Origin of the sequence: Isoptericola sp. NPDC057191 (assembly GCF_042670225.1) — a bacterium.
Lineage (GTDB): Bacteria > Actinomycetota > Actinomycetes > Actinomycetales > Cellulomonadaceae > Isoptericola.
The window spans coordinates 19,190-29,561 of record NZ_JBHUWC010000031.1 but is presented as its reverse complement, the minus strand read 5'-3'; the positions used below and the strand labels follow the sequence as shown (position 1 = coordinate 29,561).

The window sequence follows — 10,372 nt, the reverse complement described above, 5'->3', positions numbered from 1 at the left end:
GCGTCAGCCCGCGATCGCGGCGCCCTCCAGGCCGGCGCCGGGGATGGCGGCCAGGAGGTCACGCGTGTACTGCTCGCGCGGGTTGTCGAACACCTCGTCGGTGGTGGCCTGCTCGACGACCCGGCCCGTCTGCATGACGACGACCTGGTCGGCGATCTGGCGGACCACCGCGAGGTCGTGCGTGATGAACAGGTACGACAGCCCCAGCTCCGACTGCAGGTTGCCCAGCAGGTCGAGGATCTGCGCCTGGACCAGCACGTCGAGGGCGGACACGGCCTCGTCGAGCACGATCACCTCAGGACGGAGGGCGAGCGCCCGCGCGATGGCGATGCGCTGGCGCTGGCCGCCCGAGAGCTCGTTCGGGAAGCGCCGCATCGCCGACTGGGGCAGCGCCACCATGTCGAGCAGCTCGCGCACCCGCTTCTCGCGCTCCTTCCTGGAGCCCACCTTGTGCAGGGCGAGCGGCTCCTCGATGGAGCGGAAGATCGAGTACGTCGGGTCGAGCGAGCCGTACGGGTTCTGGAACACCGGCTGGATCCGGCGGCGGAACGCGAAGGCCTCCTTGGTGGAGAACCGCGAGATGTCCGCGCCGTCGAACTCGACCGTGCCGGACGTGGCGTCGAGCAGCCCGAGCACCATGTTCGCGGCGGTCGACTTGCCGGAGCCCGACTCCCCCACCAGCGCGAGCGTGTGCCCGCGCTTGAGGGTGAAGCTCACGTCGTCGACGGCCTTGAACTCCGTCGACGCCCCGGGCCTGCCACCGCGGATGTTGAAGACCTTGGTGAGGTTCCGGGCCACGACGATGTCCGACGTGCCGGCGGCCTGCGCCCCGGCGCGGGGCACCGTGGCGTCGAGGTCGGGGGCCAGCAGGTCGTCCGACTCCTCGCCCGCCTCGCGCGCCACCTGGATCCGGCGGGACGCGAGCGACGGCGCGGAGGCGACGAGACGTCGCGTGTACGGGTGCTGCGGGTCGGCGAGGATCTGCCGGGCGGGGCCCGACTCGACCACACGGCCCTTGAACATCACCACGAGGTGCTCGGCGCGCTCGGCGGCCAGGCCCAGGTCGTGGGTGATGAACAGGACGGCGGTGCCGAGCTCCTGCGTGAGCACCTCGAGGTGGTCGAGGATCTGCCGCTGCACGGTGACGTCGAGGGCCGACGTCGGCTCGTCCGCGATGAGCAGCTTCGGCCGCGAGGCCAGGCCGATCGCGATGAGCGAGCGCTGCCGCATGCCGCCCGAGAACTCGTGCGGGAACTGCCGCGCGCGCCGCTCGGCGTCGGGCAGGCCGGCCTCCTGGAGCAGGCCCGCGACGCGGTCCTTGCGCTCCTGCTTGCCGCCCTCGAAGCCGTTGGCCTTGAGCGCCTCCTCGATCTGGGTGCCGATGCGCCAGACCGGGTTGAGGTTGGACATCGGGTCCTGCGGGACGAGGCCGATGTCACGGCCGCGCATCGCCTCGATCTCCGTCCGGGGCAGGCCGACGATCTCGCGGCCGTCGAACATGATGCTGCCGCCGGTGACCTTGCCGGTGCCCGGCAGCAGGTCGATCACGGCGTGCGCGGTCGTCGACTTGCCGGATCCCGACTCGCCGACGATCGCGACCGCCTGGCCGGGGTAGACCGTGATGTCCGCGCCGCGGACGGCGTGCACCTCGCCCTCGGAGGTGTTGAACGTCACCTCGAGGTCGCGGATCTCGAGCAGGGGCTTGTCGGTCCCGGCCTCGTAGCTCGAGCCGTCGCCTCCACCCGCGGGCGGGTTGCCGTTCGTCACGGGGAACTGTGTCGTCATCGCTTCCGTGCCTTCGGGTCGAGGGCGTCGCGAACCACGTCGCCCATCATGATGAAGCCGAGCACCGTGAGAGCCAGGCCGCCGGCCGGGTAGAAGAGGATCTCCGGGGCCACGCGGATGGACCTCTGCGCCATGCTGATGTCGCCGCCCCACGAGACCGTGCTCGGCGGCAGGCCGATGCCGAGGAAGCTCAGCGTCGCCTCGGCGACGATGAACGTGCCCAGGGCGACGGTCGCGTACACGATGATCGGCGCGGCCGAGTTGGGCAGGACGTGCCGGAGCAGGATCTTGCCGCGGCCCATGCCGAGCGAGCGGGCAGCCGTGACGAACTCGTTGTTCTTCACGGACATCACCGTGCCGCGCGTGATGCGGGCGATGGACGTCCACCCGAACGCGGCGAGCACGAAGGCGACGGTGAAGCTCGTCCGGTTGGTCGTGACCGACATGAAGACGATGGCGGCCAGCACCAGCGGGATGGCGAAGAAGATGTCCGTGATGCGCGACAGGACGGCGTCGAACCAGCCGCCGTAGTAGCCGGCGACGGCACCCATGGCGGTGCCGATGATGACGACCATCACGGTCGACATGACGCCCACGAGCACCGACGCGCGGGCGCCGTAGATGGTGCGGGAGAAGATGTCGCAGCCCTGCTTGTCGAAGCCGAAGATGTGCCCCGGCTCCGGCCCCGCGAGGGAGTTCGACAGCTCGCACTCGTACCGGGGGTGGATGTCCGTGAACCAGCCGGGGAAGGCGGCCACGATGACGACGAGGACGATGATCGCGGCCGACACCCAGAACAGCGGGCGGCGGCGCATGTCGCGCCAGGCCTCGCGCCACAGGCTCGAGGGCGCCGCGTCGGCCCGGACCGCGTCGACGGCCCCGAGGCCGCCCTCGTCCACCGCGGCGGCGAAGTGCTCCTGCCCGGGGCGGGGTCGCCGCCCGCCGGGCACGGTCTCGAAACGGTTCTCAGGCATAACGGATCCTCGGGTCGAGGGCGGCGTAGAGGAGGTCGACGAGCAGGTTCGCGAGGATGTACACGAGGACCAGCACCGTGGTGATCGCGACGACGGTCACGTTCTCGCCGCGGATGATCGCCTGGTAGAGCGTTCCGCCGACGCCTTGGATGTTGAAGATGCCCTCGGTGACGATCGCCCCGGCCATGAGGTTGCCGAGGTCGGCGCCGAGGAAGGTCACCACGGGGATGAGCGAGTTGCGCAGCACGTGGCGGCCGGTGACCTGGGTGCGGCTCAGGCCCTTGGCGCGCGCGGTGCGCACGTAGTCGGCGCTGAGGTTCTCGCCCACCGACGTGCGGGTCAGCCGCAGCACGTACGCGAACGACGTCGCTGCCAGCACCACCGCGGGTAAGAACAGCTCGTACAACCCTGGGTCGTTGCCGACGCTGACAGGGAACCACCCCAGCTTCACGCCGAAGATGAACTGCAGGACGAAGCCGATGACGAAGGTCGGCACCGCGATGACCACGAGGCTGAGGACCAGCACCGTGCCGTCGAAGATGCCGCCCTTGCGCATACCGGCGATGAGTCCGAACAGGATGCCGAACACGCCCTCGAGGATGAGGGCCATGATCGCGAGCTGGAAGGTGATGGGGAACGCGTGCGCCATCACGTCCGTGATCTCGCGGCCGCGGAAGTCCACCCCGAAGTCGAGCGTGAACACCCCGCGCAGGAACAGCAGGTACTGGACGATGAACGGCTTGTCGAGGTTGTACTCCGCGCGGATCTGCTCCTGGACCGCCTCGGGGAGACCGCGCTCCCCGCCCAGGCCGGCCACGGGGTCACCGGGACGGAGGAACACCATCGCGTACAGCAGGAGGGTCGCCCCCAGGAACACAGGGATCATCTGCAAGAGCCTGCGTCCGAGATACCAGAGCATGTGTGTTGTCTCCTCGTTCGCTCCGGGGATCCCCCGGGCTACGGGTCGTTGTCCGGCCGTCGTTGCCCGGACAGCCACGGGGGCGGAGCGTGCGTCGTCGGCACGCCCCGCCCCCATCACGGTCGGGTGGCCGACCGCGACGCTACAGGACGCGGTCGGCGGGTTCCGAATCGGACCGCCGACCCAGGGCTCGCGGACGGGGTGTCCGTCCAGGATGCCCTGGGTCGACGGTCGTCATCGGATGGGGGTCACGAGTTCTTCGTGACCTGGTACAGCAGCGGGTCGCTGTCCCAGCCGAACACCACGTTGTCGACGTCCTCGCCGTAGCCGGCGGTGACGTTCTGGTACCAGAGCGGGATGCCAGGCATGTCCTTGAACAGGATCGTCTGGGCCTCCTTGTAGAGCGCGATCGCCTTCTCGGGCGTGTCGGCGCCGTTCGCCTCCTTGAGCTTGGCGTCGAACTCCTTGCTCGAGTACTGCGCGTCGTTCGAGCCCGCACCCGTGCCGTAGATCGGCCCGAGGAAGTTGCTCATGGCCGGGTAGTCGGCCTGCCAGCCGCCACGGAACAGGCCCTTGAGGGTCTGGTTGTCACGCGCGTCGAGGAACTCGTCGAACGTGGGGAACGGGGCGAACTCGCAGTCGACGCCGAGGGCGCTGCGGATGTTGTTGCAGACCGCGTCGACCCAGGTCTGGTGGTCGGAGTCCGCGTTCGAGGCGATGGTGATCGCCTTGTCACCGAACTTCGAGATGCCCTCGGCCTGGTCCCACAGCTGCTTGGCCCTCTCGGGGTCGTACTTGAGGACCTCGTTGCCCGGGATGTCGTCCGACCAGCCGTCGATCACGGGAGACGTGAAGTCGGTGGCCGGCGTGCGGGAGCCGTTGTAGATCGTCTTGGTGATCTCGTCACGGTTGATGGCCATCGAGACGGCCTGGCGACGCATGTGCCCCGCCTCGCCGCCCCACTCGGGCAGGTACTCCGGGACGTTGACGACCTGGATGACGGCCGACGGCTGGTTGACCGCACGGTCGCCCAGGTCGTCCTCGAACGTGGCGAAGGCCGACGACGGGACGTTGGTGACGATGTCCAGGTTGCCCGAGAGGAGGTCGTTGTACGCGGTGTCCTCCTCGGTGTAGGCGATCAGGTCGATGCCACCGTTCTGGACCTTGCGCGCACCCTGGTAGTCCTTGTTCGGGCGCAGCGAGATCTGCTGGTTGTGCTCCCACGAGTCCAGCATGTACGGGCCGTTGCCGACCGGCTTCTCACCGAAGGCCTTCGGGTCGTCGAAGAACGAGTCCGGCAGCGGCATGAACGCCGCGTAGCCGAGACGGGTCTTGAAGTCGGACTCGGGCTGCATCAGCTTCACCGTGAACTCGGTGTCCGACACGACCTTGAGGCCCGTCAGCTCCGAGTCCTTCTCGTACGAGAAGCCCTCGATGGGCTCGAAGAAGTACGACAGGTTCTGCTTGTTCGACAGCTTGGCGCCGTAGTTCCACGCCTTCACGTAGCTGTCGGCCGTCACCGGGGTGCCGTCCGTGAACTTCCAGCCGTCCTTGATCTTGATCGTGTAGGTCTGCTGGTCTTCGGTGTCGATGGACTCGGCCATCTCGTTCTTCACGGCGCCGTCGGCGTCGTAGTACACCAGGCCGGCGAAGAGGTTGTTGATGACCTTCGAGCCGTAGGTCTCGTTGGTCATCGTGGGGATGAGCGGGTTCTGCGGCTCGCCGTTGCTGACCGTCACGATGCCGGTCGTCGGGCCGCCGTCGCCGCCCGTGGCCTCGGGGTTGTCCCCGGATCCGCCACCGCACGCAGACAGCAGCAGGGCCGAGGCCAGGGTGAAGGCCCCGATGCCTGCAAGTCGTCGTCGAGGTGTCACGTGTCCTCCTGAGTTGGGTCGCTCATCGGAAGGGGTCGCCCCTCGATGAGGTACAGGCGCGTGTGCGCGCGCACTGCACTGTGCGCCGGTGAGCCTAGTCACGTCTGGGGCCCCGGTCATACCCTTGGTCCGGTTTGCGCCTGGAACCGTGACCATTCCGGTATCTCGTCGCAACCTGCGGGACACGCCGTCCCACGCCTCGGCCGCCCTCAGGAAGCGTCAGCGGCGCCACTCGTACGGCGTCGTGGTGGACACCTTGACCAGCCCGGACCGCTCCAGGATCGGCCGGGAGAACTCCGTGGAGTCGCTGTGCATGTACCGCTTGCCCCGTGCCAGGGCGGACCTCGCCCGCGCGGCGGTGAGCGCCCGGTAGATCCCGCGGCCGCGCCACTCCGGGCGGGTGGACCCGCCCCACAGGCCGGCGAACTCGGTGCCCGCCACCGGCTCGAGGCGCCCGGCGCTGACCACCCGGCCGTCGGCCTCGGCGACCCACAGCTCCATCTCGGGGTAGAGCTCCTGGCGGCGCAGGATGTCGTCGGCGTGGCCGGAGGTGGCGGGGTCGTCACCGAACACCTCGTCGGCCATCGCCGACATGGCGCGCACGTCCGCCTCCTCCGTGACCTGGCGGAGGGTCACCCCCGCAGGCAGCGGCACCTCGGCGACCAGGGAGCTCACCTCCCCGATCATGATCGACTCCGGCTCCTCGGGCACGAAGCCGTGGTCGACGAGCGCCTCGTGCAGCCCCGGGGCGACGTCGTGCCCCCGCGTCTTCCACTCGACCCGCGAGATCGTGGCGTCGTCGCGGAAGTGCGCGAGCGCCGCGGCGACGAAGCCTCGGATCGTGGCCGCGTCCGCCCCACCGAGGTCGCGATAGGTGATGAAGCCCCGGCCACCGCCGAAGGTCACGAGACGCACAGGCCCGAGCCGGCTCACGGCCAGGGCACCGGGGGCCTCCGCATCGGTACGCAGCTGGGTGTCGTAGGCAGCCAGGAGGCTCGCGGGGGCTGCGCCGGTCGGCGAGCCGGGAAGGGGTGAGTTCACGGCGGACACCCTTCCAGAGGCGCTCGCCCCCGGGCAACGGAATTCGTCCGGCGCCACGGAGTCCGCAAGCCGCGGGTCGGAGCGGTTCAGGGACGATGCCCGCGGGAGGTCCGGCGCAGGACCCGCCAGTCGCCGCGGTCTGACTCGACGAGCAGGCGCAGCAGGAGGCCGCCGACCAGCAGGCCGCCCACGAGGTCCGTGACCCAGTGCCAGCCGAGGTAGTACGACACCGCCACGGCGTTGGTCGCGATCGCGCCCACCCCGAACCGCAGGGCACGCATCGTGCGCGCCGACGTCGCCGTCCACCGTCCCACCAGGTACACGGCCGTCCCGTAGACCAGCACCGCCTCCGACGCGTGCCCCGAGGGAAAGCTGATCCCGTTCCAGCCGAGCTGGCGCAGGCCGCCGTCGAAGAGGTCGGCGTCGTCCGTGGTCGGCGCCGGGCGGGCGAGGACCACCTTGAGCAGGCCGACCCCGCCGTAGAACGCGAGCTCGGCCATGGCCGCGCAGCACAGGGGACGCCAGGTGCGACGCCGCCATGACAGGGCCACGGCGACCACCGCGAGCACCGGCAGGCAGACCGCCTGCCCGGCGATCGGGTCGAGCACGTGCTGGATGAAAGGCTGCAGCCTCGGGGTGAGCTCTCTGGCCCAGTGCCCGTGCGCGGCCTCGTCGAGCCGCTGGGACGGCCCCGCCGCGAGGAGGGTCACGACGACCAGACCGACCAGCAGCGCGGGCGCCGACGTCAGCCGGGAGAGCGGCTCGTCGTGCGAGGGAGCCGGCCCGAATCGGCCCTCACCCCTCGCCGCAGGGCGCGGGCGGTCGAGGGCGCCCGGGGGCGAGGTAGGAGCCTGGAGCAACATCACAGGGAGGGTAGGCAGCCCGACTGGGCGCCGGCTGTCCCCGCGCGGCGCAGCGACCGGGCGACGCGCGGGGTCACGACGGCGAGCAGGTCTCTGACCTGCATCGATACCCCGACCGGCCACGCGCACGACCGTGTCGTGTGGCGTGCCCCACGCCGGCGACGCCGGGCGTGGCGCCCCCGATCAGCCGCGCGGCGAGAGCGCCTCGACGAGCCACTGGTTGCGCGTGCGCAGGAGCCTCGTCATGTAGCGGGTCAGGACCACGCGGTCCACCAGCCGGCCCAGCGGTCCTGCGGGGGACGTGAACTCGACCGTGTCGGTCATCCGGGTGCCACCGGGCACCGGCTCGAACCGGTGCTCGTGCCACCACCGCCGGAACGGTCCCGCGACCTGCTCGTCGACGAACCGGTGCGGCGCGTCGTGGGTGCTGATCCGCGACGTCATCCGGAACGGGACGCCGAAGTGCCGTGCCCGCCAGGTGACGGTGTCGCCGGGCCCCATGACCCCGGTCGTCACACCGCCGACGGCGCGCTCCCCCGACCGGCTCATCGACGCGGCGTGCGCGTCCACCGACAGGCTCGCCGCGAAGCAGGACTCCGCGGACGACGGGATCACGGTGGTCAGCACGATCGTCGGCACCCGGCGATGGTAGGCCCGCTCCCTGGGTGACCCGGCTCCGGGCCGACCTCAGGCCTGCGGCAGGGGCAGCCCGGCGGGCACGGCGTCGCGGCCACGGCCGTAGGCGCGCATGGCGACCGTCTGCCGCTCGAAGAAGTCGCCGACGCGAGCACCGACCTCCGGCCCCACCCCGACGTCGTCCAGCGCACGCCGGAACAGGGTGACGCAGACCTCGTCGAGGTCGGGGTGCTCCCCGTTGCCGGCATGCATGCGCTGCATCCTCGACTCGTCCCCGTAGCCCCCGGTGTACAGCCGCGGGCCGCCGAACGCCTCCGCGAGGTACGCCGCGAGCCGCTCGTCGTGCTGCGGGTGCAGCGTGCCGTGCGAGAACGGGTGCGAGGCCACCGGGTCCGCCAGACAGAGCGCGTTCCACCGTCGGCACACCGCCAGGAGGACGTCGAAGCCCCCGACGTCGTCGTACAGGCTCATGCCCTCAGTATCGGCACCCGGCCGACGTTCGCCCGACGACGCTGCCCGCTCGGTGCCGCGGCGCTCACGAGAGCGTCGCCAGGAAGTCCCGCACCCGGCCGAGCAGCAACGCCGCCGCCTCCGCGTCGTAGCCGCTCAGCGACGAGTCGGCGAACAGATGGGCCGTGCCGCGGTAGAGGAACAGCTCGGCGAGCGGCGTGGTGTCGGCCAGCTCGCGGGCCGCCGGCAGGTCCTCGGCGAACCACTCGTCGTCCACGCCGCCGTGGACCTGGACCGGCACGCCGTCGGGCCATGCGCCGAACTCGGCGACGGGAAGGCACCCGTCGACGAAGACCGCCGCCTGCGCCCCGGGACGGGTCTGCGCGAGCTGCTGCGCGGGCATCACCCCCATCGAGAACCCGGCGTAGACGACTCCGGCAGGAAGCCCCTCCGCCGCCGCGACCCCTCGGGCGACCACCGTGTCGAACCCGATCTGCCGGGCGTGCGCGACGCCGGACTCGACGTCGTCGAACGTGCGCCCCTCGAACAGGTCGGGGACGTGCACGGTGTGGCCGGCGGCGGACAGCTCCCCGGCGAACGCACGCACCCCCGGTGTGAGCCCCTGCGCATGGTGGAACAGGACGATCTCGGCCATGACACCCTCCAATGAACCAGAAATGCCGAACGTTCTAGAACGTTAGTATGGTCGACCATGGACGGCAAGACCCCCGACTACGACCTGGAGGACCGCCGCGTCCTGACCGACGCGGCCCAGGTCCGCGCGCTCGGCAACCCCCTGCGCACCACGATCCTCGGCCTGCTCCACGAGCGGGCTGCGAGCGTCACCGAGCTCAGCACCGCCGTCGACCGGCCCAAGAGCACGGTCGCCCACCACGTCAAGGTGCTCACCGAGGCCGGCCTGCTGCGGGTGGTGCGGACGCGGCGGGTGCGCGCGATCGACGAGGCGTTCTACGGCCGGACCGCCCGGATGTTCCACGTCTCGCTCGACGGGCACGACGGCGCGGCGCCCGACGTCGGCGGACAGGGCCGACCGCTGGACTTCAACGACCTCGAGGTCGCCGCCCGCGAGTCCCGGCCGGCCTACCTGGAGGGACAGCTGTGGGGCTTCATCCGGCACGCCCGGATCGACGAGCAGCAGAAGGAGGAGTTCTGGCAGCGCATGGCGGCGCTGGTGGAGGAGTTCGACACCCTCCCCCGGCAGGGCGAGGTGGTGCACGGGTTCGCGATCGGCGTGTACCCGGTCGCGGGCTACCCGCAGCTGCCGCGGCCGACCGACTGAGCCACGACGCGTCCTCTCAGGCCGGCCGTACCCACCGGGTCCAGTCGTCCTGAGGGCGGTACCCCATCGCCGCCCAGGCATGGGCGCCGAGCGCGTTCTCGGAGAGCACCATGGCGTCGAACCGGATCGCCCCCAGGGTCCGTAACCGGTCCTCTGCCGCCTCGACCAGCCGACGTCCGACGCCCTGTCCACGACACCCCGGGTCGACCGCCAGCCGGTACAGGTGGGCGCGCCAGCCGTCCCAGCCGGCGATCACGGTGCCGACGATCACGCCCGCCTGCTCGGCCACGAGGAGACAGTCCGGGTCTCGCCCGAGCAGGTTCTCGACCATCGTCGCGTCGTCGGCCGGCCGGGACGCGTTCTCGCCCGCCACGGCCCAGAAGGCGAGCAGGGCGGGGATGTCGGCGACCTCCCCGCGGCGCAGCACCACCGCCGGCGCCCAGGCCTCGCTGCCGTGCCCGTCGCCCGACGTCGGTGTCGACGTCCGGCGGTCCGCCTCGGTCATCTCGTCGCCCGCCATGAGACGTCGG

At 70.9% G+C, this 10,372-nt stretch carries 11 protein-coding genes; 1 reads left to right on the top strand and 10 read right to left on the bottom strand.

The window, feature by feature from the left end; all coding sequences use genetic code 11:
- Positions 1–3 precede the first annotated feature (3 nt).
- From ACFT55_RS06875 to ACFT55_RS06835, 9 genes are all read right to left on the bottom strand, one after another.
- A complete protein-coding gene (locus tag ACFT55_RS06875) occupies positions 4–1,785 on the bottom strand; it encodes a dipeptide ABC transporter ATP-binding protein (protein WP_380242938.1) in 1,782 nt (593 codons plus the stop codon).
- Positions 1,782–2,759: an ABC transporter permease gene (locus ACFT55_RS06870; RefSeq protein WP_380242936.1), complete on the bottom strand. Its 978-nt coding sequence runs from the start codon at positions 2,757–2,759 to the stop codon at positions 1,782–1,784. The genes ACFT55_RS06875 and ACFT55_RS06870 overlap by 4 nt, the downstream gene beginning before the upstream one ends.
- On the bottom strand, positions 2,752–3,678 hold the full coding sequence (locus ACFT55_RS06865) for an ABC transporter permease (protein WP_380242934.1): 927 nt from the start codon (positions 3,676–3,678) through the stop codon (positions 2,752–2,754). The genes ACFT55_RS06870 and ACFT55_RS06865 overlap by 8 nt, the downstream gene beginning before the upstream one ends.
- A gap of 248 nt (positions 3,679–3,926) precedes the next feature.
- Positions 3,927–5,552, bottom strand: coding sequence for an ABC transporter substrate-binding protein (locus tag ACFT55_RS06860; protein ID WP_380242932.1), 1,626 nt, complete (start codon positions 5,550–5,552; stop codon positions 3,927–3,929).
- A 219-nt stretch (positions 5,553–5,771) separates the two neighbouring features.
- Positions 5,772–6,593, bottom strand: coding sequence for a GNAT family N-acetyltransferase (locus ACFT55_RS06855; protein WP_380242930.1), 822 nt, complete (start codon positions 6,591–6,593; stop codon positions 5,772–5,774).
- 86 nt (positions 6,594–6,679) lie between these two features.
- On the bottom strand, positions 6,680–7,456 hold the full coding sequence (locus tag ACFT55_RS06850) for a phosphatase PAP2 family protein (protein WP_380242927.1): 777 nt from the start codon (positions 7,454–7,456) through the stop codon (positions 6,680–6,682).
- A gap of 183 nt (positions 7,457–7,639) precedes the next feature.
- Positions 7,640–8,095: an SRPBCC family protein gene (locus ACFT55_RS06845; protein ID WP_380242925.1), complete on the bottom strand. Its 456-nt coding sequence runs from the start codon at positions 8,093–8,095 to the stop codon at positions 7,640–7,642.
- A 48-nt stretch (positions 8,096–8,143) separates the two neighbouring features.
- Positions 8,144–8,563, bottom strand: a complete 420-nt coding sequence (locus ACFT55_RS06840; RefSeq protein WP_380242923.1) for an oxidoreductase — start codon at positions 8,561–8,563, stop codon at positions 8,144–8,146.
- Positions 8,564–8,627: 64 nt separating this feature from the next.
- The gene (locus tag ACFT55_RS06835; RefSeq protein ID WP_380242921.1) at positions 8,628–9,197 is read right to left on the bottom strand and encodes a dienelactone hydrolase family protein; all 570 of its coding nucleotides are present in this window, start codon (positions 9,195–9,197) and stop codon (positions 8,628–8,630) included.
- Between the two features lie 57 nt (positions 9,198–9,254).
- Between ACFT55_RS06835 and ACFT55_RS06830 the strand changes: the two genes are divergently transcribed.
- Positions 9,255–9,842: an ArsR/SmtB family transcription factor gene (locus ACFT55_RS06830; protein ID WP_380242919.1), complete on the top strand. Its 588-nt coding sequence runs from the start codon at positions 9,255–9,257 to the stop codon at positions 9,840–9,842.
- A gap of 16 nt (positions 9,843–9,858) precedes the next feature.
- Here ACFT55_RS06830 and ACFT55_RS06825 read toward each other — a convergent pair whose 3' ends face one another.
- Positions 9,859–10,362: a GNAT family N-acetyltransferase gene (locus tag ACFT55_RS06825; protein ID WP_380242917.1), complete on the bottom strand. Its 504-nt coding sequence runs from the start codon at positions 10,360–10,362 to the stop codon at positions 9,859–9,861.
- Positions 10,363–10,372 lie beyond the last annotated feature (10 nt).